18 protein-coding genes are annotated in these 23,594 nt (G+C 73.7%); 6 read left to right on the top strand and 12 right to left on the bottom strand.

Translation table 11 applies throughout. From position 1 onward, the window contains the following. Positions 1-53: 53 nt before the first annotated feature. Entirely contained in the window at positions 54-3,587 is a 3,534-nt protein-coding gene (dnaE, locus tag SNE206_RS07140; RefSeq protein WP_407912511.1) for a DNA polymerase III subunit alpha, read from the bottom strand. A gap of 262 nt (positions 3,588-3,849) precedes the next feature. Here dnaE and SNE206_RS07135 point away from each other — a divergent pair, with 262 nt between their 5' ends. The 3 genes from SNE206_RS07135 to SNE206_RS07125 all read left to right on the top strand — a co-directional run bounded on the left by SNE206_RS07135 (position 3,850) and on the right by SNE206_RS07125 (position 6,889). After that, entirely contained in the window at positions 3,850-4,788 is a 939-nt protein-coding gene (locus SNE206_RS07135; RefSeq protein ID WP_407912510.1) for a hypothetical protein, read from the top strand. 116 nt (positions 4,789-4,904) lie between these two features. Then, a complete protein-coding gene (locus SNE206_RS07130) occupies positions 4,905-5,447 on the top strand; it encodes a hypothetical protein (protein ID WP_407912509.1) in 543 nt (180 codons plus the stop codon). Between the two features lie 104 nt (positions 5,448-5,551). Continuing rightward, positions 5,552-6,889, top strand: coding sequence for a DUF2252 domain-containing protein (locus SNE206_RS07125; RefSeq protein ID WP_407912508.1), 1,338 nt, complete (start codon positions 5,552-5,554; stop codon positions 6,887-6,889). Positions 6,890-7,009: 120 nt separating this feature from the next. Here SNE206_RS07125 and SNE206_RS07120 read toward each other — a convergent pair whose 3' ends face one another. Further along, positions 7,010-7,603: a dienelactone hydrolase family protein gene (locus tag SNE206_RS07120; protein WP_407912507.1), complete on the bottom strand. Its 594-nt coding sequence runs from the start codon at positions 7,601-7,603 to the stop codon at positions 7,010-7,012. A 165-nt stretch (positions 7,604-7,768) separates the two neighbouring features. Here SNE206_RS07120 and SNE206_RS07115 point away from each other — a divergent pair, with 165 nt between their 5' ends. Next, positions 7,769-9,448 (top strand): alkaline phosphatase D family protein, encoded by a 1,680-nt coding sequence (locus SNE206_RS07115; protein WP_407912506.1) that lies wholly within the window; start codon positions 7,769-7,771, stop codon positions 9,446-9,448. Between the two features lie 51 nt (positions 9,449-9,499). On the opposite strand, the gene SNE206_RS07110 is transcribed toward SNE206_RS07115, so the two are convergent. From SNE206_RS07110 to SNE206_RS07085, 6 genes are all read right to left on the bottom strand, one after another. Continuing rightward, positions 9,500-9,835, bottom strand: coding sequence for a hypothetical protein (locus tag SNE206_RS07110; protein ID WP_407912505.1), 336 nt, complete (start codon positions 9,833-9,835; stop codon positions 9,500-9,502). A gap of 74 nt (positions 9,836-9,909) precedes the next feature. Then, positions 9,910-10,767, bottom strand: coding sequence for an ABC transporter permease (locus tag SNE206_RS07105; RefSeq protein ID WP_407912504.1), 858 nt, complete (start codon positions 10,765-10,767; stop codon positions 9,910-9,912). Continuing rightward, positions 10,764-13,382 carry an alpha/beta fold hydrolase gene (locus SNE206_RS07100; RefSeq protein WP_407912503.1) on the bottom strand — a complete coding sequence of 873 codons (2,619 nt, stop codon included), beginning with the start codon at positions 13,380-13,382 and terminating at the stop codon, positions 10,764-10,766. The genes SNE206_RS07105 and SNE206_RS07100 overlap by 4 nt, the downstream gene beginning before the upstream one ends. 291 nt (positions 13,383-13,673) lie before the next feature. Further along, complete coding sequence (locus SNE206_RS07095; protein WP_407912502.1) at positions 13,674-14,252, bottom strand: O-methyltransferase; 579 nt, start codon at positions 14,250-14,252, stop codon at positions 13,674-13,676. Between the two features lie 161 nt (positions 14,253-14,413). Continuing rightward, positions 14,414-14,710 carry a hypothetical protein gene (locus SNE206_RS07090; RefSeq protein ID WP_407912501.1) on the bottom strand — a complete coding sequence of 99 codons (297 nt, stop codon included), beginning with the start codon at positions 14,708-14,710 and terminating at the stop codon, positions 14,414-14,416. A gap of 94 nt (positions 14,711-14,804) precedes the next feature. Continuing rightward, positions 14,805-15,155 (bottom strand): hypothetical protein, encoded by a 351-nt coding sequence (locus SNE206_RS07085; RefSeq protein ID WP_407912500.1) that lies wholly within the window; start codon positions 15,153-15,155, stop codon positions 14,805-14,807. 301 nt (positions 15,156-15,456) lie between these two features. On the opposite strand from SNE206_RS07085, the gene SNE206_RS07080 reads away from it, so the two are divergent. Continuing rightward, entirely contained in the window at positions 15,457-16,743 is a 1,287-nt protein-coding gene (locus tag SNE206_RS07080) for an SUKH-4 family immunity protein (RefSeq protein WP_407912499.1), read from the top strand. A gap of 151 nt (positions 16,744-16,894) precedes the next feature. On the opposite strand, the gene SNE206_RS07075 is transcribed toward SNE206_RS07080, so the two are convergent. The 4 genes from SNE206_RS07075 to SNE206_RS07060 all read right to left on the bottom strand — a co-directional run bounded on the left by SNE206_RS07075 (position 16,895) and on the right by SNE206_RS07060 (position 19,816). Then, complete coding sequence (locus SNE206_RS07075) at positions 16,895-17,350, bottom strand: GNAT family N-acetyltransferase (RefSeq protein WP_407912498.1); 456 nt, start codon at positions 17,348-17,350, stop codon at positions 16,895-16,897. 1 nt (position 17,351) lies between these two features. Then, positions 17,352-18,290: an RluA family pseudouridine synthase gene (locus SNE206_RS07070; RefSeq protein ID WP_407912497.1), complete on the bottom strand. Its 939-nt coding sequence runs from the start codon at positions 18,288-18,290 to the stop codon at positions 17,352-17,354. A gap of 85 nt (positions 18,291-18,375) precedes the next feature. Beyond that, a complete protein-coding gene (gene lspA / locus SNE206_RS07065) occupies positions 18,376-19,119 on the bottom strand; it encodes a signal peptidase II (protein WP_407912496.1) in 744 nt (247 codons plus the stop codon). 190 nt (positions 19,120-19,309) lie between these two features. Further along, positions 19,310-19,816: a TraR/DksA family transcriptional regulator gene (locus SNE206_RS07060; RefSeq protein WP_407912495.1), complete on the bottom strand. Its 507-nt coding sequence runs from the start codon at positions 19,814-19,816 to the stop codon at positions 19,310-19,312. A gap of 639 nt (positions 19,817-20,455) precedes the next feature. On the opposite strand from SNE206_RS07060, the gene ileS reads away from it, so the two are divergent. Continuing rightward, positions 20,456-23,584: an isoleucine--tRNA ligase gene (gene ileS / locus SNE206_RS07055; protein ID WP_407912494.1), complete on the top strand. Its 3,129-nt coding sequence runs from the start codon at positions 20,456-20,458 to the stop codon at positions 23,582-23,584. Positions 23,585-23,594 lie beyond the last annotated feature (10 nt).

The following is a 23,594-nucleotide window of genomic DNA, read 5'->3' as shown; positions in this document are numbered from 1 at the left end:
TACGGAGGGCCCCGCCGGGTGCGTGCACCGGGCGGGGCCCTCCGTCGTGCGGGTCAGACGGCGAGGCAGCTCGGGCCGAGGAGCTGCTTGAGGTCGCCGAAGAGTGCCGGGTCGGACTTCACCCGGTGCCGGTCGAGGCGCAGCACGGTGGTCTTGTTGCGGCCTTCCAGGCGCAGCCGCACCTCGGTGGTGCCCTTGTGGTGGGTGAGCACCTCGCCGAGGCGGGAGACCAGCGGCGGGGTGATGCGCCCGCTGGGGATGTTGATGACGATCGGCGCGTCGGCGTGGGCGTTGGAGAGGTCCGGGACGGAGAGTTCCATGCCCATGAGCCGGGGCACGTCCTCCCGCTTGTCGAGCTTGCCGCGGACGAACACGACGGTGTCCTCGACGAGCTGGGAGGAGACGAGCTGGTAGCTGGCGGGGAAGAACATGCAGTCGATGGAGCCGGCGAGGTCCTCGACGGTGGCGATGGCCCAGGCGTTGCCCTGCTTGGTCATCTTGCGCTGCAGGCCCGAGATGATGCCGCCGATGGTGACGATGGCGCCGTCGGGGCGTTCGGCGAGGTCGGCGACGGCGCAGTCGGCCTTGTCGGAGAGCACGTGCTCGATGCCGTGCAGGGGGTGCGAGGAGACGTAGAGGCCGAGCATCTCGCGCTCCTGGGTGAGCAGGAACGACTTCTCCCACTCCTCCTCGGAGAAGACGACGTCGAGGCCGAAGCTGGGCTCGTCGCTGACGGCGTCGCCGCCGAAGAGGTCGAACTGCCCTTCGGCCTCCTTGCGCTTGACGCCGACGACGTTGTCGATCATCGGCTCGAACTGCGCGGTGAGGCCCTTGCGGGTGTGGCCGAGGGAGTCGAACGCGCCTGCCTTGATGAGGGATTCGACGGTGCGCTTGTTGCACACCACCGACTCGACCTTGTCGAGGAAGTCGGGGAAGGAGGAGAACTTCCCCTTGGACTTGCGGGTGCGGATCATCGACTCGACGACCGGCCCGCCGACGTTGCGGATGGCGGTGAGGCCGAAGCGCACGGTGTCGTCGCCGTGCGGGGTGAAGTCGCCGTCCGACTCGTTGACGTCCGGCGGCAGGACGTTGATGCCCATCTTCCGGGCCTCGTTGAGGTAGATCGCGGACTTGTCCTTGTCGTCCTTGACCGAGGTGAGCAGGCCGGACATGTACTCGGCCGGGAAGTTGGCCTTGAGGTAGGCCGTCCAGTACGAGACGAGGCCGTAGCCGGCGGTGTGCGCCTTGTTGAAGGCGTAGCCGGAGAAGGGGACGAGGACGTCCCAGACGGCCTGGATGGCGGCGTCGGAGTAGCCGTGCTCGCGGCAGCCCCGCTGGAAGGGGACGAACTCCGCCTCCAGGATCTCCTTCTTCTTCTTGCCCATGGCGCGGCGCAGCAGGTCGGCCTGGCCGAGGGAGTAGCCGGCGAGGATCTGCGCGGCCTTCTGCACCTGCTCCTGGTAGACGATCAGGCCGTAGGTCGGCTTGAGGATCTCCTCCAGGGGCTTCTCCAGCTCCGGGTGGATCGGGGTGATGTCCTGCTGGCCGTTCTTGCGCAGCGCGTAGTTGGTGTGCGAGTTGACGCCCATCGGGCCCGGCCGGTAGAGCGCCAGGACGGCGGAGATGTCCTCGAAGTTGTCGGGCTTCATCAGGCGCAGCAGCGAGCGCATGGGGCCGCCGTCGAGCTGGAAGACTCCGAGGGTGTCGCCGCGCGCGAGGAGTTCGTAGGTCGGCTTGTCGTCGAGGGGCAGATCGAGGAGTTCGATCTTGATGCCCTTGTTCTTCTCGATCGCCTTGACGGCGTCGTCCATGATCGTCAGGTTGCGCAGGCCGAGGAAGTCCATCTTGAGAAGGCCGAGGCCCTCGCAGGTGGGGTAGTCGAACTGCGTGATGGTGACGCCGTCGGAGTGCCGGGTCCAGACCGGGATGTGGTCGGTGAGCGGCTCGGCGGACATGATGACGCCGGCGGCGTGCACGCCGGGCTGGCGGATCAGGCCCTCGATGCCGCGCGCGGTGTCGATGACCTTGCGGACGTCCGGGTCGGTCTCGTAGAGGCCGCGGATCTCGCCGGCCTCGCCGTAGCGGGGGTGCGCGGTGTCGGTGATGCCGGAGAGCGGGATGCCCTTGCCCATGACGTCCGGCGGCATCGCCTTGGTGATGCGGTCGCCCATCGCGTACGGGTAGCCGAGGACCCGCGAGGAGTCCTTGATGGCGGCCTTCGCCTTGATGGTGCCGTACGTGACGATCATGGCGACCTTGTCGGAGCCCCACTTCTCCGTCACGTAGCGGATCACGTCGCCGCGCCGGCGCTCGTCGAAGTCGATGTCGACGTCGGGCATGGAGATGCGCTCGGGGTTGAGGAAGCGCTCGAAGATCAGGCCGTGCGGGATGGGGTCGAGGTCGGTGATGCCCATGGCGTACGCGACGAGCGAGCCGGCCGCGGAGCCTCGGCCGGGGCCGACCGCGATGCCCTGCTCCTTGGCCCACATGATGAAGTCGGCGACGACGAGGAAGTACGCCGGGAACCCCATCTGGATGATGGTGTCCATCTCGTACTCGGCGAGCTTCTTGTGCTCCTCGTCGTAGCCGCCGGGGAAGCGCCAGTCCATGCCCTCCCAGACCTTGGACCGGAAGAACTCCGACTCGGACTCGAAGCCCTCCGGGATCGGGAACCGCGGCATGAGGTTCTTGAACTCGAACATGCCGGCGGTGTCGACGCGGGAGGCGACGAGGAGCTGGCTGTTGCGGCAGCCCTCCTGCCAGGCGTCGGAGGTGTCGAGGCCGTACATCTCGGCGGCCGACTTGATGTAGTAGCCGGTGCCGTCGAAGCGGAAGCGGTCCGGGTCGGAGAGGTTCTTGCCGGTCTGCACGCAGAGCAGGAGGTCGTGCGCGCCGGCGTCGGACTCGGTGGTGTAGTGCGAGTCGTTGGTGACCACCGGCGGGATGTTCAGCTTCTTGCTGATCTCCAGGAGGCCGTCGCGGACCCGCTTCTCGATGTCGAGGCCGTGGTCCATCAGCTCCAGGAAGTAGTTCTCGGCGCCGAAGATGTCGCGGTAGTCGGAGGCCGACCTGACCGCCTCGTCGAACTGGCCGAGCCGCAGGCGGGTCTGCACCTCGCCGGAGGGGCAGCCGGTGGTGGCCATCAGGCCGGCCGCGTGCTCGGCGATGATCTCCTTGTCCATCCGGGGCCACTTCACGAGCCAGCCCTCGGCGTAGGAGCGCGAGGTCAGCTTGAAGAGGTTGTGCAGGCCCTCCTTGTTGCGGGCCCAGATGGTCTTGTGGGTATAGGCGCCGGACGCCGAGACGTCGTCCTTCTTCTGGTGCGGCTGGCCCCACAGGATGCGCTTGGTGTTGGAGCGCGACTCCGGCGCGACGTACGCCTCGATGCCGATCACCGGGGTGATGCCGGCGGCGGCCGCCTGCTTGTGGAACTCCGCGGCGCCGTACATGTTGCCGTGGTCGGTCATCGCCACGTGGGTCTGCCCGAGCCGCTCGACCTCCTTGAAGAGCTGCTTCAGCCGGGCGGCGCCGTCCAGCATCGAGTACTCGGTGTGAACGTGCAGGTGCGCGTACGGCTGGTCGCTCAAGACGGGGCCTCCGGTGTCTCGGTGCGGACGGGCGAAGCGGTCCGAAACACGTGAGGCCCGAGCCATCTCCAGGGCCCGGACCACGGCTTCCGCGTTCGCGGGGTCGAGTCTAGTCCCCCGTCGCGGCTGTCACCCCACGCGCCGGGAGTGTCCCCGTGTCCCTCACATCCGTACGCCGGGTCACGGTACGGCACACGTGTTCCGCCCGGGCCTCCCGCGGCGCTAGCCTCGGGCACGAACGGCTACGGACCAGGGGGCGGCCATGACGCAGGGGCAGAACGAGCCGTACGGGGCGGGCAACCCGTACGCACACCAGGCACCGCAGGCCGGCCCGTACCCGCCGCCGGGCCCGCCCTCGGCGTGGCCCCCGCAGGGCGTCCCGCCGCAGCCGGGCCCGCAGCCGGGCCCGTGGACGCCGCACCCGGCGGCCGCCCCGGCCACGCCGTGGGGGGCGTACGCGCCGCCCGCGCCGCGTCCGGCCGGGACCGGCGGAGCGGGCGGGACGGCGGTGATCGGCGTGCTGCTGCTCGTCCTGCTCGTGGCCGAGCTCTGCGTGCTCGGCTACGACCTCGCCGAGGCGGGCGCCGGCTACCTGTCGGTCACGGTCGGCTACTCGTACGCCGAGTACGTCGGGGCGCCCGTCGGGTTCTTCCCGTACGACACCGCGCTCTGCGCCGCCCTGGCGGTGCTCGCCGTGGCCGCGTTCACCCGGCGCCGCTGGGTGCGGCCGGCCGCCGCCACGCTGCTCGCCGTGAACGCCTTCTCGGCCGCGTCCGGGCTGTTCAACCAGCTGGTGCACGGCAGCTCCCGGGAGCACTTCGCGGAGCCGCTGAGCCACCTGTGGCTCAACCTGACGGCCGTGCTGGCCGTCGTGATCGGCATCGCGGTCGGCGTGGTCGTGGCGGCGACCCGGACGGCGGGCGCCGCACCGGGCGGACCGGGCGGACCGGGCCTCCCCGGGGCCGCCTTCCCGCACGCCCCGGCGCCGACCCCGTACGCACCCGCGCCGCACGCACCGGCCCCGCACACCGCGGGCCCGCACGCCGCGGGCCCGTACGCACCGGCCCCGCAGGCCCCGCAGGCCCCGCAGGCCGCGGCGCCGTACCCCGTGCCGGGTGCGCCCGCCGGACCGCCGCCGAAGCCGCAGGGCGCCCCGGCCGACGCGGCCCCGCAGGGCCCGCCCGCACCGCCGGCCGGCTGACCGCCCCGGACCGGCGGGCCGACCGGCAGGGCCGTGCGGGGACACGCCCGCGCAGACCGCCACGCGTTCATCCGGGGCCGCTACGGTCGGCCCGACGACGTCGACAAGGGGGGCCCATGGCATACGACCAGACGGCACGGCAGGCGTACGGGGCGGCGGGACACGGCGGAGGGCTCGTCGCGATCGGGGTGCTGATGCTCGTCCAGCTGGCCCTCGACCTCGGGCTGCTGGTGTCCGACCTCGCCACCGGCCGCTACGACGCGGTGTTCCGCCTCGCGCACCGGAACGCCGACCTCGACCTCCTGGCCATGGCGGGCTTCTTCACGCCGGTCGCGGTGGTGTGCGCCGCGCTCCTCACCCTCGCGGTGTCCGCGTTCAACGGCGCCCGATGGGTACGGCCGGCCGCCGTGGCGCTGCTGCCGGTGATCGCCTGCTCCGGCGCCGGCACCCAGCTGTTCACCACCCTCTCGACCGGCACGGACGTCCTCTCCCTGCCGGTCCGCGACCTGGTCGCCGTGCTGGAGCCGGCCGTCGCGGTCGTCCTCGCGGGGGTGGTGGTGGCGGTGGTCGCCGCGACGCGCAGACCCGTGTCGCCCGCGCACTCCCCGCTGCCCGCGCCCGGCGGTTCGCCCGCGGACGGGCCCTACCGGGCGCCGTAGCGGTCGGCCGTCCGCCGGAGCGGCCCGCCCCGGCGGGGTGAGGGCGGGCCGGGCCGGGGATGATCGGTGCGAGACCGCCCGCACCACCGAAGGACTGACGCACCATGGCCGACCAGCCCACCCTCGCCGACCGGGAGCCCGAGCGCTCCGAGACCGTCCTGCGGGTGTTCGACTCCGCGTTCGGCGAGCTGCTGGCCCAGGACCCGGGCGCGTTCCGGGTGAAGTTCCGGAAGATGGCCGCCTCCGCGTTCGCCTTCTACCGGGGCACTGCCGCGCTCTTCTACGCCGACGTCACCGAGGGGCCGTTCGCCGGGCACGGCGCGCCGTTCCTCGACGACCGGACGGGCCGGGTGTGGATCCACGGCGACCTGCACGCGGAGAACTTCGGCAGCTACCTCAACGCCGAGGGCCGGCTGGTCTTCAACGTCAACGACTTCGACGAGGCGTACGTCGGCGCCTTCACCTGGGACGTCCAGCGGCTCGCGGCGAGCCTCGCCCTCATCGGCTACGCCAAGGCGCTGTCCGACGACACCATCACCGGCCTGGTGCGCGCCTTCGCCGCCGCCTACCGCGGCCGGATCTCCGACCTCGTCGCGCGCGGCGACTCCTCGCAGTACACCCTGGACACCGCCGACGGCCCGATCCTCGACACCCTGCGCCGCGCCCGCCTCCAGACCCGGGTCTCGCTGCTCGACTCGGAGACCGTGATCGACGGCTACGACCGCCGCTTCCGCATCGGCGGCGGCGCCTTCGAGCTCGACGACACCACCCGCGGCGAGGTCCTCGACGCCTTCGGCGCGTACCTGGAGACCCTGCCGCCCGCCTCCCGCACCCGCCCGGACGCACTGCGCGTGAAGGACGTGGTCGGCCGCCGCGGCATCGGCATCGGCAGCGCCGGCCTGCCCTCGTACAACCTGCTGCTGGAGGGGCACACCGACGCCCTGGAGAACGACGTCATCATCTACATGAAGCAGGGCCAGACCCCGGCGGTCGCCCGGCACGTCACGGACCCGGAGATCCGCGACTACTTCACGCACGAGGGCCACCGCACCGTCATCTCGCAGCGCGCCCTGCAGGCGCACAGCGACCCGTGGCTCGGCTACACCACCCTGCGCGGCCGCGGCCAGCTGGTCGCCGAGGTCTCCCCGTACGCCGCCGACCTCGACTGGACGGACCTCGTCGAGCCGGACGACCTGCGCACCGTCACCGAGTACCTCGGCCGGGCGACGGCCAGCATGCACGCCGCCGCCGACGAGTCCTCCAGCGGCCACAGCCTGGTGCCGTTCTCCACCGAGCACGCCATCGACGAGGCGATCTCCCGCGACGAGGAGGGCTTCGCCGACATGCTCGTCGCCTTCGCCCACGCGTACGGCGACCGGGCGCGCCGCGACCACCAGGTCTTCGTCGACCTCTTCCGCAACGGCCGCATCCCCGGCCTGTAGGCGCGGCACCACGGCGGCGGCCGGTCGGGTCGCCGCCGCACCGCGCCTCGTCCCCGCCGCACCCGGGCCCGCGATGCCGCACCCGGGCCCGCGCCGGTCAGCCGTCCGGTGGGGCTCCGGTCAGCCGTCCAGGTCGGCGAGGAAGGCGAGGGCGGCGGCCCAGGTGCGCCCGGCGGCCTCGGCGTCGTGATCGGGCAGGTCGGGGTCGGTGTAGAGGTGCCCGGCGCCGTGGTAGCGGTGCACCTCGACATCGGCGCCGGCCTTCGTCATGCGCAGGTACCAGGCGTTCAGCCAGTCCTCGGACTCGAACGGGTCGGGCTCGGCCACGTGCAGCTGCACGGGGACCGCCGTCGAGGCGTCGTCGCGGATGTCGGAGGTGCCGTGCAGGAGCAGCAGGCCGAGGGCGCGGTCGTCGGCGAGGGCGAGGTTCTGCGCGACGGCTCCGCCGAGCGAGAAGCCCGCGTAGACGAGGCCGGGGCCGTCGGGCCCGTCGGCGGCGAGCAGCGGGGCGACGGCGGTGACGCCGCGGCGCAGCAGCTCGTCGTTGGTGAGCTCCTCCTTGTAGGCCATGCCCTCCTCGACGTCGTCGAAGGTGCGGCCGTCGTAGAGGTCGGGGGTGTGGACCCGGTGGCCGGCGGCGCGCAGCCGGTCGGCGGCGGCGTGGACGGCCGGGCGCAGGCCGTAGGCGGAATGGAAGAGGACGATCTGGGCCACGGGGTTTTCCTTCGCTCGCGTGCGGTGCCACCTCCATGATCCCGCATGGTGGTGGGGGCGCCCGGGCACCGGGGGCCCGGCGGGAGGGGACGGCCGGGTGAAGAGCCGACGAACAGTCGTCCCAGAGTATGGACAAATGATTACCCGTCAGTAGCCTTGGCGGATGTGACCGATCCCACCGATTCCACGACACCCGCCGCCGCCCACCCGCGCCGCCGCCGGGTGCTGAAGGCCGCCGCCCTCACCGCCGGCGCGGCCGTCCTGCCGATCACCGCAGGATCCGCGACGGCCGCCGGCACCCCGGCGCCCGCCCCCGCCGCACCGCAGTTCCTGCACGGCGTCGCCTCCGGCGACCCGCTGCCGGACGGCCTGCTGCTCTGGACCCGGGTGACGCCCACCCCGGAGGCCGTCCCCGGCTCCGGCGCCGGGCCCGCCACCGAGGTCCTCTGGCAGGTCGCCACCGACAAGGCGTTCACCGCCGTCCGCGCCACCGGCACGGTGACAGCCGACGCCGCGACCGACCACACCGTCAAGGTCGACGTCCGCGGCCTGGCCCCCGACACCGCCTACTGGTACCGCTTCACCGCCGGCGGCACCACCTCCCCCGCCGGCCGCACCCGCACCACGCCCGCCACCGACGCCGCCCTCGACCGGCTGCGCCTCGGCGTCGCCTCCTGCGCCAACTGGGAGGCCGGCTACTTCTCCGCGTACCGGCACCTGGCCGCCCGCGGCGACCTCGACGTCTTCCTCTTCCTCGGCGACTACATCTACGAGTACAGGAGCGGCGAGTTCTGCGCGGCGGGCACCGTCGTGCGTCCGCACGAGCCGGCGCACGAGATCACCACCCTCGCCGACTACCGCGCCCGGCACGGCCGGTACAAGACCGACACCGACCTGCAGGCCCTCCACGCGATCGTGCCCACCATCGCCGTCTGGGACGACCACGAGTTCGCCAACGACGCCTGGTCGGGCGGCGCCGAGAACCACACCCCCGGCACCGAGGGCGACTGGGCGGCCCGGCAGGCGGCCGCCAAGCAGGCGTACTTCGAGTGGATGCCGGTGCGGCCGTCCGTCGCGGGCACCACCTACCGGCGGCTGCGCTACGGCAAGCTCGCCGACCTCCACCTGCTCGACCTGCGGTCGTTCCGCTCCGCGCAGGCGAAGACCGGCAGCGGCGAGGTCGACTCCGCCGACCGCACCCTCACCGGCCGCGCCCAGCTCGACTGGCTGAAGGCCGGCCTGTCGGCCTCCGACACCACCTGGCGGCTCGTCGGCAACGAGGTGATGATCTCGCCGGTCGCCTTCCTCTCGCTGCCCGACTACCTGCTGCGCCCGCTCGCCCAGTTGCTCGGCCTGCCCGGCGAGGGCCTCGCCGTCAACCCCGACCAGTGGGACGGCTACACCCACGACCGGCGCGAACTCCTCGGCCACCTGCGGAGCAACGGCATCGGCAACACGGTCTTCCTCACCGGCGACATCCACTCCGCCTGGGCGGCCGACGTGCCGTTCGAGGCCGCCACCTACCCGCTCTCCGGCAGCGCCGCCACCGAGTTCGTCGTCACCTCGGTCAGCTCCGACAACATCGACGACTTCCTCAAGGTCGCACCGCAGACCGTCTCGCTGCTGGCCGCCGGCGCCATCAAGGCCGCCAACCGCCACATCAAGTGGGTCGACCTCGACTCGCACGGCTACGGCGTCCTCGACGTCACCCCGCAGGCCGTGCAGATGGACTACTACGTGCTCTCCGACCGCACCCGCCAGGACGCCACCACCCGGTGGACCCGCTCGTACCGCACCCGCACCGGCACCCAGCAGGTCGAACGGGCCTCCTCCCCCGTGAAGTGACGCCCCCGCCCGTGCGGCGCGCCCTTCCCGGGGCGCCGCACGGGCCGCACGTCAGAACGCCGCCCCGGGAAGGGCTCCCGGCACCGCCCCGGGCAGCCCGTCGGGAAGCTCCGGATCGGCCGTGTCGGCCACCTTCTGCAGGAGGGCGATCAGGTTGTCGACCGTGCCGAACCGGCCCCGGGTGCGCACCAGGTAGGCCCGGTCCGGCAGGTACTCGAAGACCTCGCGGCGCACGAGCTTCGAGACGTGCGGCGCGTAGGTGTTGCACTCCGCCCGCAGCGCGGCGACGGCCTCCTCCCGGGTGCCCCGCACCGTGCGCAGCGTCTTGAACTCGGGTGTGACGTCCGAGGCGTCCACCCGGTGCACCGTGATCAGCCAGTCGGCCACGGCTCTCCCCTTGTCGTCCGTTCGTCGTCCCCCGCGAGACCGTACCGCGCACGGACGGCCCGGCACACCGGTGTTCAGGACACGATGTCCTTGCGGGCGAACCCGCGGAAGGCGAGGGCGAGCAGCACGATCGCGTACGACACCGAGAGGGAGGCGCCCTGGATCATGCCGCCCCATTCGAGCTGCGGCTGGAGGGCGTCGGCCCAGGCGTACTGCCAGTGCGCGGGGATCCACTCGCGGAGGTCGCCGAGCGCGGTGATGGCGTCGAGGACCCCGGTGACGATGGTGAGGAACACGGCGCCGCCGACCGCGCCGAGCGGGGCGTCGGTGGCGGTCGAGAGCCAGAACGCGAGCGCGGCGACGACGAGTTCGGCGACGAAGACGTACAGCACGGCGAGGCCGAGCCGGGGCAGGGCCTCGGCCGCGGGCAGGCTGGTGCCGGCGGGCAGCTGCAGGTCTCCCCAGCCGTACGCGACGGTGCCGACGGCGAGCCCGACCAGCGGGAGCAGCAGGATGGCGGCGGCGGAGAAGGCCAGCCCGACCGTCAGCTTGCGGGCCAGCAGCCGGGCCCGCGGCACGGGCGCGGCGAGCAGGTAGCGCAGCGACGACCAGCCGGCCTCGGAGGCCACGGTGTCGCCGCAGAACAGCGCGACCGGGATGACCAGCAGGAAGCCGGTGCCCATGAAGAGCAGGGTGGCGGCGAAGTTGGGCCCGGAGGCGGTGGCGAGTTCGATGAAGGTGGTGCGGCCGGGCCGGTCCGGGGTGCCGCCGATCCGGAACGCCACGAGGACGACGAACGGCAGCGCGGCGAGCACCCCGGCGATCACCATCGTGCGGCGCCGGCGCAGCTGGCGGACGGCCTCCACCCGCAGCGGCAGGGTGCGCCGCGCCGAGTAGCCCGCGGCGGCCGTGGCGGTGGAGGTGGCGCTCATGCGGGGCCCCCGATCAGGGAGAGGAAGGCGTCCTCCAGGCGGCGGTGCGGGCCGACCCGCTCCACCGGCACGTCGAGACGCACGAGTTCGGCGACGAGCCGGGCCGCGCTGGTGCCGTCGAGCTGCACGAGCAGTCCGCCGGGCACGACGGTGGCCTCGGCGACGCCGTCGAGCGCGGCGGCCTTCTCCGCGGCGGCGGCGAGCTCTTCGGGGCCGTACCCGTCGCCGGTGGCGACGAGGAGCTGCTCGCCCGCGCCGACGATGTCGGCGACCGGGCCGGCGGTGACGAGCCGGCCGTGGTCCATGACGACGAGGTGGGTGCAGCTCTGCTCGACCTCGGAGAGGAGGTGGCTGGAGACGATGACCGTGCGCCCGGCGGCGGCGTAGCGGATCATGACGCCGCGCATCTCGCGGATCTGCGGCGGGTCGAGGCCGTTGGTCGGCTCGTCGAGGATCAGCAGGTCCGGCAGTCCCAGCATGGCCTGGGCGATGGCGAGGCGCTGCCGCATGCCCTGCGAGTAGGTGCGCACCGGGCGGGCGAGGGCCTCGCCGAGGTCGGCGATGGCGAGCGCCTCGTCCAGGTGGGCGTCCTCGGCGGGGCGGCCGGTGGCCTGCCAGTACAGCTCCAGGTTGGCCCGGCCGCTGAGGTGCGGCAGGAAGCCGGCGCCCTCGACGAACGCGCCCACCCGGGAGAGCACGGGCGCGCCGGGCCGCACGGCGTGGCCGAAGATCCGGATCTCGCCGGCGTCGGGGCCGATCAGGCCCATGAGCATGCGCAGGGTGGTGGTCTTGCCCGCGCCGTTGGGGCCGAGCAGGCCGAGCACCTGGCCCTGTTCGACGCGGAACGACAGGTCGCGGACGGCGTACCGGTCGGCGGCGCCCTTGTAGCGCTTGGAGAGCCCGGTGATCTCCAGCGGCACGCCGGCGAGCGCCGGGTCGGCCGGCACCTGGGGCCGGCGGCGGCGGCGCAGCAGGAGGAGCGCGGCCGCGGCGGCCACGGCGAGCAGCGGCAGCTGCCAGACCCGGGCGGGCAGCGGTGCGGGCTCGGTGTGCAGGGCGGGCACGGTCGGTGCGGTCAGCGGGCCGGCCACGGCGACGGTGTAGACGGCGGGCTGGGCCGGCGAGGCGTACGCGAGGTCGGTGGAGGCGAGGACGAGCCGCAGGCGGTGCCCGGCCGCGAAGGAGTGGTCGACGGCCGGCAGGGCGACCTCGACGGTGCGGCCGCCTGCCGTGTCGGCGCCGGTGACCCGGAGCGGGGCGACGAGCTGCTGCGGCAGGGTCTGCCGGCCGTCCGGGCCGAGGTCGTAGAGCTTGGCGAAGAGCACGGCGTCCGGCCGGTCGGCGTGCACGGTGACGGAGACGCGCGGCTGCCCGGTGAGGTCGAGGGCCCGGTCGAGCGGGGCGGAGTCGAAGGCCGCGTACTGGCCGGGGAAGTCGACGGCGAGGCCGGTGCCGAGGGCGGCGGCCTGGGAGAGGGCGCCGATGCCGGGCACGGTGGAGATGTTCGGCGGGGCGCCGCCGGGCGGGTTGGCGATCGTCCGTCCGCGGCCGGCGAGTTCGACGCTGCGGGTGGCGGTGCCGCCGAGGCCGGGGTACGCGGGGGCGTCGGCGCCGCGCAGGACGGCCTCGAAGCCGGTGGAGTCGACGCCGCCGGTGCGGGTGACGCGGAACGCCGGGCCGGTGTCGGCGGGCTTGCCCGCGAGGTAGTGGTCGAACCAGGCGGTGACGCGGGCGTCGGTGCGTTCGCTGCTCTCGGTGCCGCCGTCGTGGCCGCCGGCGAACCAGTCGACGGCGACGGGGGCCCCGTTGGCGGCGACGGCGCGGGCGATCCGGTCGCCCTGGTCGAGCGGGAAGAGCGAGTCCTGCTGGCCCTGCACGACGAGGGTCGGCACGGTGATCCGGTCGGCGACCGAGGACGGGCTGGACGCCTCCAGGGCGGCGACGGCGTCCGCGTCCGGCCGCCCGGCGGTGGCCACCCGGTTGTACATGGTGCACAGGGAGTCGAGGAAGCGGCCGCAGCCGACCGGGCCCTGGGCGGTGTCCGTGCCGGTCCGCCCGGTGTCCGTGCCGCCCTGCGGGGCGGCACCGGTCGGGGCGTCGGCGGAGCCGGTGGTGAAGAAGAGGCCCGCCCACAGCTTCTTGAAGACGCCGTCCGCCGCGGTCGAGCCCTGCGCGGCCTGCGGGAACAGCGCGTCGGCGAGGTTCCACCAGGTGATGCCGGCCGCGACCGCGTCGACCCGGGGGTCGTAGGCGGCACCGAGCAGGGCGGCGGCGCCGCCGTACGAGGCGCCGGTGATGCCGACCCGGGGGTCGCCGGCCTTGTCGAGCTGCACCTCGGGGCGCCGGGCGAGCCAGTCGACGAGCCGGGTGACGTCCTGGATCTCGCGGTCGGGGGCGTCGAGGCCGATCCGGCCGCCGGAGTGCCCGAAACCGCGGGCGGACCAGGTCAGCACCGCGTAGCCGGAGCGGGCGAGCTGCTCGGCCCGGGCGCGCTCGCCCTCCTTGGAACCGCCGAAGCCGTGCGCGAGGAGGACGGCGGGCCGCGGCGAGCTGCCGGTGGTGAAGAAGGAGGTGTCGATCTGCACGGTCGCCGTGCTGCCGGGGGTCTCGGGCATGGCGAGGAGGCGGTCCTCCTGTCGCACCGCGGCGCCGGAACCGCCGGTGGCGGGGGGGGGGGGGGGGGGGGGGGGGCCCCCGGGGGGGGGGGGGGGGCCGCGCCGGGGGGGGGGGGGGGGCCCCCCCCCCCCCGGCCGCCCCCCCCCGCCACCACCACATACGCCACCAGCGCACGCCGCCCCACCAGCCGCCTGCGCCAGTCCCCACCGATCCCCATGGGCACCGACCCTAACCCCGTGGCCGGTAGGAAGCCCGTAAAGGCCGCGATCACCTGACAGGCCCCTGACCTGTCAGGACGTGCGGACGGCCATCAGCAGACCGGACGCCCACCCCATCCGTACGGTCCGGAAACCGGGACGGTCGGTCAGCTCGCCGAGCAGCCGGTGCACGGAGTCCAGGTGGGTGGCGGGCCAGTCGGGCTGCGGCAGCAGGTCGTCCACGAGGTAGGTGCCGCCGGGCGCCACCAGTCCGAGGGCCGTGTCGAGGTGGGTGTACTTGCCGGGCCAGGTGTCGGCGAAGACCAGGTCGAAGGGCGCGCCGCGGTACGCCTCCAGCCAGGCGCCGCCGTCGCCGCACGCGAAGCCGACCCGCGGGTCGCCGCCGAGCTGCTCGCGGGCGACGGCCTGTACGTCGCCGTCGAGTTCGACGGTGACCAGCGAGGCGGCCGCGTCCATGCCGCTGAGCAGCCAGGCGGTGCCCTCGCCGACGCCGGTGCCGAGTTCGAGGATGCGGCCGCCGGGCCGGGCGGCGGCGAGCGCCGCGAGCAGGGCGCCGGTGCGGGCGTCGCAGGACATCGTGAAGCCGTGGTCCGCGGCGGCGGCGCGCAGCCCGGCGACGGCGGGAGGGATTCGGGGCGTGGTGTCGTCCATGCCGGGATTCTCGGGGTACGACCGGACCGGCCGCACCCCGGTTTCGCACCCCGGTTTCGCACCCCGGTTTCGCACCCCGGTTTCGCCGCCCGGTGTCCCCCGCCCCGGTGTCGCGCCCGGTCCGGCAGGCCGGCCGCGCGCCCGGCCGCGCCGCCGCAGGCTCAGACCCACTCGGCCGGGGAGACGTCCGGCTCGCTGCCGCGCACCCAGATCACCGAGGACCCCAGCACGATCCGGGTCACGGCGAAGGCCGACTCCCAGCCGCCCGGCAGCCGGAGCCGGCCGCGGCGGCTCCGGCCGACCGCGCCCACGGCCGCCGCGCCGTCCCGCGACTCCAGCGTGCCCGACCAGCTCGTGAGACCGAACTCGGGCAGGAATCCCGTGAGGTCGGCGTGCACGTCGACCTCACGGCCCTCCGCGAGGAGGGTCGCCGATCCGCGGTAGACGAGAGTGTCCATGACTCGACCTTGCGCCGACCGACCGGCACGCGCACGGCGGGACGGTCGGCAGCCGGACGGCGGGCGCGGCCGGCAGCCGGCGTCCGGCGGACCGCTACGGCCGGCCGTCCCGCTTCGGCCTCTCGCGCTCGGCCTCCTCGGCCTCGCGGATCATCTTCTCCGCGCGCGCCTCCGACTTCCGGCGGTCCTCCGGCGACATGTTCTCGGCCGCCTCCCGCATCTGTCCCAGCCGGTCACCGATGGCGTGCATGTAGCGGTCGGACCCGATCACGTCCTGCATGCCGATCCGGCCGCTCAGCACGTCCTTCGCCATGCCCTGCAACTCCGGCCCCAGCGCAGGGGTGTTGGCGATGGTGCGCAGCGCCTTGTGCAGCGAGGCCGCCTGCTCCGGGTTGTCGGCCACCTCCAGCAGTTCGTCGTCACCGATCTCACGCTCTGCGGCCATCACGGCCACCTCCCCGTCCTCGTGCAGGATGCGCGACACGCACCGCTGCCGCGGTCGTTCCCGGGCAGGGGCGGGCGCACTGACGGTGAGATCATATGCAACCGCCCCGGCGTGACGCAGGCGCCGGGAAGCGGACGAGGCGTCACGTGACGGTCCGTCGGGCAGTGGTCCGGGAATCACCCCGGGTCAGGCCCCCGAGCCCGCTCGATCATGCGATCATGTGCAGCCGAACGGCGGCCTGCCGGCCGAACGGTCGTCCCGGGCCGGGTTCCCGACCGGTCCGCACGCACGGAGGATTCTCGTGATCACGCAGGAGCAGGCCCTCGCCGCCGCCGAGGGCTGGCTGAACGGCGGTGCCCCCGCCGGGGAGCGCCGTGGCGTCCGCCACCGCGAGTTCGGCCTGGGCTGGGTGGTCTGGGCCGCGCCCGCCCCGCCGGAGCGCGATCCCGTGACGGGCGGGCGCCGCCCGCCCGCCGACATCGGCGACGCCTGCGGCGTGATCGACCGCGCCACCGGTGCGCTGGAGGTCTGGCCGTCGGTGCCGGTCGACGAGGTGATCCGGCGGTACACGGAGAAGCACGCGCCGCCGGCCACCGGACCGGGCAACACCGCCGTCGCCACCTACCGGGACCCGTCGGACGGCGGGGAGGTGATGCTCCACCGCATGTCCGGCCCCGGCCTGCCCCCGGCGGAGCACCAGCTCGTGGCCGAGCTCGACCGGCTCGGGGTGCCCGCGGGCGACGTGCTCGCCGTGCACACCGACCTGCGTCCGGCGACCCTGCCGGGCGGTTACACCGCGGCGCTGCTGGAGCGGTCCTTCCCGAACGCCGAGATCTCCTGCGCCCACCCGTACGGCATCGTCGCCGAGGAGCGGGCCGAGGGCGTCCGGGCGCTCGCCGACCGCGTGGAGTCCGTCGGCCGGCTGGCGGGCCGTCCGGGCCCGCCCCGCCCGCGCCGGGTGCCCGCGCCGGAGCCGGGCGCGGTGGAGGCGGCCGGGCCCGTCCGTGACGTGGCGCTGGGCCGCCTGCTCACCGAGGTCTTCGGCGGGACGGTCCGTCTCGACGCCGACGACCTGTCGAACAGTGCCCTGCCGGACGCCGCACGGGCGACCCTCACCTGGGCGGGCCTGCCCGCCGACGTGCCGCTGTTCTTCACCGCGGACCGCCCCGGCGACCCGCCCGCGGGCGGGCTGCTCGCCGACCTCCGCACCCATCTGACGGCCGCGGGCACGGAGGCCGGGGCCTCCGCGCTGGACGTCCTGGCCGGCTGGACGCGGATCGGCACCGACGGCTTCTGCGTGATCGCCGTGCAGTGCGGCGGCGACGAACGGGCGGTCGGCTCGGTGTGGGCGGTCCACCCGCGCACCGGCAGCGGACGCTTCGTCAACGCCTCGGTCTCCGCGTTCCTGCGCAGCCTGGCGCTGCTGGCCCCCGCCCGCGCCGGGATGCGGGGCCTGGATCCGGTGGCGGCCGGTGCCGCGGTGGCCTCGTTCCAGAGCGGCCTGGCCGCGATCGACCCGGACGCGTTCCACAAGGAGTCGGCCTGGTGGAGCGTGGTCGTCGAGCAGATGTGGCACGGCCTGTTCTGAGCGGCGCCGGGGGTTCCGTCCCGGTGCCGGTCGCCGGGCGGGGCGGACGGGGCGGGCGGCCGTCCGGCACGCCCCGCGACGACGAGCGCTCCCACCCGAGGATCCTTCACGGGCAGGAGCGCAGCGGCCTGACAGGTTGTCGGAAAAGCTGTCAGAACACCCGCACCATCGTGCGGTGCGGGATCCCCGCGTCGTCGTAGACCGGGCCCTCGGCGGTGTAGCCGAGGCGCTCGTAGAAGCCGAGTGCGTGCACCTGGGCGTGGAGTTCGAGCTCGCGGGCGCCGCGGTCGCGGCCCTCCTGCTCGATCGCCCGGACGAGCTCGGCGCCGAGCCCGGTGCCGCGGGCGGCCTTCCGCACGGCGAGGCGCCCGAGGAGCACCCGGCCCTCGGTGCCGGTCAGCTTCAGCGCGTCGGCCCCGTGGATGAGGCGGCCGGTGCCGAGCGCCTCGCCGTCGGGGCCGGTGGCGAGGAGGTGCACCGAGGTGGCGTCGAGCTCGTCGTACTCCAGCTCGACGGGGACGTTCTGCTCCTCGACGAAGACCTCGTGGCGGACGCTGCGCACCCGGGCGAGGTCGGCCTCGCCGGTGGCGACGCGGATCCCGGTCATGTCAGCTCTCCGCGGAGATCACGTCGAGGGCCTTCTGCAGGTCGTCCGGGTAGTCGCTGCGGAACTCGACCCACTGACCGTCCGAGGGGTGCTCGAAGCCGAGCTGGACGGCGTGCAGCCACTGACGGGCGAGGCCCAGGCGCTTGGAGAGCGTCGGGTCGGCGCCGTAGGTGAGGTCGCCGACGCAGGGGTGGCGCAGCGCGCTCATGTGCACCCGGATCTGGTGGGTGCGGCCGGTCTCCAGCTTGATGTCGAGCAGGGAGGCCGCGCGGTACGCCTCGATGAGGTCGTAGTGCGTGACGGAGGGCTTGCCGTCGCGGGTGACGGCCCACTTCCAGTCGCTGCTGGGGTGACGGCCGATGGGGGCGTCGACGGTGCCGGACAGCGGGTCGGGGTGGCCCTGGACGAGCGCGTTGTACTTCTTCTCCGTGATGCGGTCGTGGAACTGCCGCTTCAGGTCGGTGTAGGCGCGCTCGGACTTGGCGACGACCATGAGGCCGGAGGTGCCGACGTCGAGGCGGTGCACGATGCCCTGGCGCTCGGCGGCGCCGGAGGTGGAGATGCGGTACCCGGCGGCGGCGAGGCCGCCGATGACGGTGGGGCCGGTCCAGCCGGGGCTGGGGTGGGCGGCGACGCCGACCGGCTTGTCGATCAGCACGATGTCGTCGTCGTCGTGGACGATCCGCATGCCCTCGACGTGTTCGGCGACGATCCGCACGGCTGCGGCCGGGGCCGGGATCTCGACCTCCAGCCAGGCGCCGGCGCTCACCCGGTCCGACTTGACGGCGACGGCGCCGTCGAGCGTCACCTTGCCCTCGGTGGCCAGCTCGGCGGCCTTGGTCCGGGAGAACCCGAACATCCGGGCGAGGGCGGCGTCGAGTCGCTCGCCCTCCAGGCCGTCGGGTACGGGGAGGCTGCGGGTCTGCGCTGCAATACTCACTCGTACGAGTATGCCGGACGGCGCGGCCCGTCCCTCACCGTCCCTGCTCAGGGGCACGGGCCCCCGGGCGGTCGCGGCGGGCGGGTCACTCGGTGTCGTCGACCGGCTTCGGCCCGTCGCCGGCGGCGGTGTCGGCCTCGGAGCCGGCCTTCGCGGGCTTGCCGGGCTGGTGGACGGTGCCGTCCGGGTTGGAGCCGCGGAAGGAGAGCAGCACGACGAGGATGCCGCCGCAGACGATCGCCGAGTCGGCGAGGTTGAAGACGGCGAAGTGCTGCACGGAGATGAAGTCGACGACGTGGCCGCGGAAGACGCCGGGGGCGCGGAACAGCCGGTCGGTGAGGTTGCCGAGTGCGCCGCCGAGCAGCAGGCCGAGGGCGACGGCCCAGGGCAGGCTGTAGAGGCGGCGGGCGATCCGCCAGATCACGACGATCACGGCGGCGGCGATGCCGGTGAAGACGACGGTCATCGCCTGGCCCATGCCGAAGGCGGCACCGGGGTTGCGGATGACCTGGAAGGTCATGACGTCGCCGATGACCTGGATCGCCGGGCGGCCCTCCAGCCGGGCGACGACGAGCAGCTTGCTGCCGAGGTCGATCAGGTAGGCGAGCAGGGCCACGGCGAGCAGCACGCCGATGCGGCGGCGGCGGACGGCGGCGCGGGTGCCGGACGCGGCGGTGGCGCCCGCGGGACCGGCCTGGCCGGCGGGCTCGGCGGCGGGCTCGTCCACGACGGTCTCCGGCTCGTGCGACACGCGGGCGGTGGGGACGGCTTCGTCCTGCGTCTGGGGGGAACCTGAGGTGCTGATGATCCGCTCCGCTGCCGTGTACAAGGGGTCCGGCCGTGGGGGCCGGCCGGGGCCGAGGTTACGGGGACGAGCGTACGGCACCCGATGGCCGGAACGCCCGTCTCCCGTCACCCCTCACGCGGGGCGGTCCGCCCCGGGTTCCGTCAGGCCGGTCGTGCGGGTCCGGCAGGACCGGCCGGACGGGGCCCGGGGCCCGGTCGGCGGCCGGGGCCGGTCAGCGGCGTTCCTGCTTGGCCTTGCAGCTGACGCAGAGGGTGGCCCGCGGGAAGGCCTGCAGCCGGGCCTTGCCGATCGCCTGTCCGCAGGACTCGCAGACACCGAAGCCGACGCCTTCCAGGCGGGTGAGGGCGCGCTCGGTCTGGGCGAGGCTGTCCCGGGCGTTGTTGGCGAGGGCGAGCTCGCTCTCCCGGTTGATGTTCTTGGTGCCGGCGTCGACCTGGTCGTCGCCCGCGCCGTCGTTGGAATCCCGCATCAGGCCGGTGATCGCCGCCTCGGAGGCCTCGATCTCGGCGCGGAGCCGTTCGAGGTCCGCGTTGAGCTCGGCGTGGAGCTCGGTGACCTCGGCCGACGTCCAGGCGTCCTCGCCGGTCCGCACCGGCAGCTCGGCCGGGTCCACCGACTCGGCGCCGCCGCTGCGGGCGCCGGTGCCTGCCGGGACATGGGTGCGGCTGGTCGCCGCCCGGCCGGTGCTGGTGCTGGTCTTCCGCCGTGCAGTGCTCACGGTCCCCTCCCCTGGGTCGCCTGCCACAGCCTCGCGCGCCCGCGTGGTGGCGGTGCGTGCGCCAGTCGCTCTCTCAGCCATGGCTTTCGACCTCATTCACGAATGATGCGTACCGCCGGTTCCCGGCGGCCTCCGGTGCCGGAACGATAATCCCCATCGAATCCGGCCACAACGGGACATACCGATGACGGAATCGAATCGAATCCGATCACACCCGGGCAGCCTCCGCCGATGGCCCGCGCCCAGGTGCTGACCAAGTTGTGCCCAGATCGACACCGGCTAACCTCCCCGCCCGCGGGACTGGACGGGCGCGCGCCGCCCGGACTCGCGCCGCCGGGCACGAATCGGTTTGCGCAGGCCGATACACTGGGCCTGCAAGGCGCAGATGGGACGAGTACCGCAGTACGCAGCCATGAGCGACCCGGGGACGGTGCGAGCCCGGGGGTGTGCGCGGCGGGAAGATCACCCCGGAGCCGCCGGAAGAAAGGCCTCACGGCCCGGTAGAACCGGCAGCAACCCCCAAACAAGTGGGTCGCGGGCACCAGCCGCGGCCAAGGAGGGTGGTACCGCGGGACGGCTCGCCGTCTCGTCCCTCCGTCGGAAGCCAGTCCACGCATCCGCCGGAGGTAGACGCCCGCGATGACCACCTACAACGCCGTTCCCGCACAGGTGGACCTGCCCGTCCTGGAGCACGGCATCCTGTCGTTCTGGCAGGACAACAAGATCTTCCAGCGCAGCCTGGAGCAGTCCGAGGGCCGCCCCGAGTGGGTGTTCTACGAGGGCCCGCCCACCGCCAACGGCATGCCGGGTGCCCACCACATCGAGGCCCGCGTCTTCAAGGACGTCTTCCCGCGGTACCGCACGATGAAGGGCTACCACGTCGCCCGCAAGGCCGGCTGGGACTGCCACGGCCTGCCGGTCGAGCTCGCCGTCGAGAAGGAGCTCGGCTTCTCCGGCAAGAAGGACATCGAGGCGTTCGGCATCGCCGAGTTCAACGCCAAGTGCCGGGAGTCCGTCACCCGCCACACCGACGAGTTCACCAGGCTCACCGAGCGCATGGGCTACTGGGTCGACCTCGACGAGGCGTACCGCACCATGGACCCCTCCTACATCGAGTCGGTCTGGTGGTCGCTCAAGCAGATCTTCGACAAGGGCCTGCTCGTGCAGGACCACCGGGTCGCCCCCTGGTGTCCGCGCTGCGGCACCGGCCTCTCCGACCACGAGCTGGCGCAGGGCTACGAGACCGTCGTCGACCCGTCGGTGTTCGTCCGCTTCCCGCTGACCTCCGGCCCGCTCGCGGGCGAGGCCGCGCTGCTCGTCTGGACGACCACCCCGTGGACGCTGGTCTCCAACACGGCCGCCGCCGTGCACCCGGAGGTCACCTACGTGGTGGCCACCGACGGCATCGAGAAGCTCGTCGTCGCCGAGCCGCTGGTCGGCAAGGCGCTCGGCGAGGGCTGGGAGAGCACCGGGCAGTCGTTCACCGGCGCCGAGATGGAGCGCTGGGCCTACACCCGGCCGTTCGACCTCGTCGAGATCGAGAACGCGCACTACGTGCTGACCGCCGAGTACGTCACCACCGAGGACGGCACCGGCATCGTCCACCAGTCGCCCGCCTTCGGCGCGGACGACCTCGCCACCTGCCGCCGCTACGGCCTGCCCGTGGTCAACCCGGTCGAGGCCGACGGCACCTTCGCCGCGGACGTCCCGCTGGTCGGCGGCGTCTTCTTCAAGAAGGCCGACGAGGCGCTCGTCGCCGACCTCCAGGCCCGCGGACTGCTCTTCCGCCACCTGCCGTACGAGCACAGCTACCCGCACTGCTGGCGCTGCCACACCGCGCTGCTCTACTACGCGCAGCCCTCGTGGTACATCCGCACCACCGCGGTCAAGGACGCCCTGATCCGCGAGAACGAGGCGACCAACTGGTTCCCGTCGAGCGTCAAGCACGGCCGCTTCGGCGACTGGCTGAACAACAACATCGACTGGGCGCTGAGCCGCAACCGGTTCTGGGGCACCCCTCTGCCGATCTGGCGCTGCGAGGAGGGCCACGTCACCTGCGTCGGCTCGCTGGCCGAGCTCGGTGAGCTCACCGGCACCGACCAGAGCGCGCTCGACCCGCACCGCCCGTACATCGACGACGTCACCTTCACCTGCCCGAGCTGCCCGGCGACGGCGACCCGGGTGCCCGAGGTGATCGACGCCTGGTACGACTCCGGCTCGATGCCGTTCGCGCAGTACGGCTACCCGTACCGCAACAAGGAGCTGTTCGAGAGCCGGTACCCGGCGCAGTTCATCTCCGAGGCGATCGACCAGACCCGCGGCTGGTTCTACACGCTGATGGCGGTCGGCACCCTGGTGTTCGACAAGAACTCCTACGAGAACGTCGTCTGCCTCGGCCACATCCTCGCCGAGGACGGCCGCAAGATGTCGAAGCACCTCGGCAACATCCTGCAGCCGATCCCGCTGATGGACCAGCACGGTGCCGACGCCGTGCGGTGGTTCATGGCCGCGGGCGGCTCGCCCTGGTCGGCGCGGCGCGTCGGTCACGGCACCATCCAGGAGGTCGTCCGCAAGACGCTGCTGACCTACTGGAACACCGTCGCCTTCCAGGCGCTGTACGCCCGCACCGCCGGCTGGGCGCCCTCGGCCGCCGACCCGGCGCCCGCCGACCGCCCGCAGCTCGACCGGTGGGTGCTCTCCGAGCTCAACACGCTCGTCCGCGAGGTCGACCTCGCCCTGGAGGCGTACGACACCCAGCGGGCCGGCAAGCTGCTCTCCGGCTTCGTCGACGACCTCTCCAACTGGTACGTGCGGCGCGGCCGCCGCCGCTTCTGGCAGGGCGACGCCGCGGCGCTCGCCACCCTGCACGAGGCGCTGGAGACGGTCACCCGCCTGATGGCCCCGCTCACCCCGTTCATCACCGAGCGGGTCTGGCAGGACCTCGTCGTACCGGTCGCCCCCGGCGCCCCGGCCTCCGTGCACCTGGCCTCCTGGCCGGTCGCCGACGAGTCGCTGATCGACACGGACCTCTCGCGGCACATGGCGCTCGTCCGGCGCCTGGTCGAGCTCGGCCGCGCCACCCGCGCCGAGTCCGGGGTGAAGACCCGTCAGCCGCTGTCGCGCGCGCTGGTCGCCGCCCAGGGCTGGGAGGAGCTGCCCGCGGACCTGCGGGCGCAGATCGCCGAGGAGCTCAACGTCTCGGCCCTGGAGTCGCTCGCGGAGGTCGGCGCCTCGCTCGTCGACACCTCGGCCAAGGCCAACTTCCGCGCGCTCGGCAAGCGGTTCGGCAAGGGCGTGCAGGACGTCGCCAAGGCGGTCGCCGCCGCCGACGCCGCCGTGCTCGCCGCCGAGCTGCGCGCCTCCGGCGTCACGGGCGTCGACCTGGCGGGCGAGCGGATCGAGCTCTCCCCGGACGAGGTGATCATCACCGAGACGCCGCGCGAGGGCTGGGCCGTCGCCAACGAGGCCGGCGCCACCGTCGCGCTCGACCTGGCGATCACCCCCGAGCTCAAGCGGCTCGGCATCGCCCGCGACGCCATCCGGCAGATCCAGGAGGCCCGGAAGAACTCCGGCCTGGACGTCGCCGACCGGATCGTGCTGCGCTGGCAGGCCTCCGCGGAGGAGACGGCCGAGGCCGTCACCGAGCACGGCGGCCTGGTCGCCGAGGAGGTCCTCGCGGTGGACTTCGCGGCGGGCGCCGCCGACTGGGAGTCCGACACCTTCACCGACGAGTCGCTCGGCCTCGCCTTCCAGCTCCGCAGGGCCTGACCCCGCACCG

The sequence above is a fragment of the Kitasatospora sp. NE20-6 genome (genome assembly GCF_045862635.1).
This window is presented reverse-complemented; position numbering and strand designations above follow the sequence as displayed.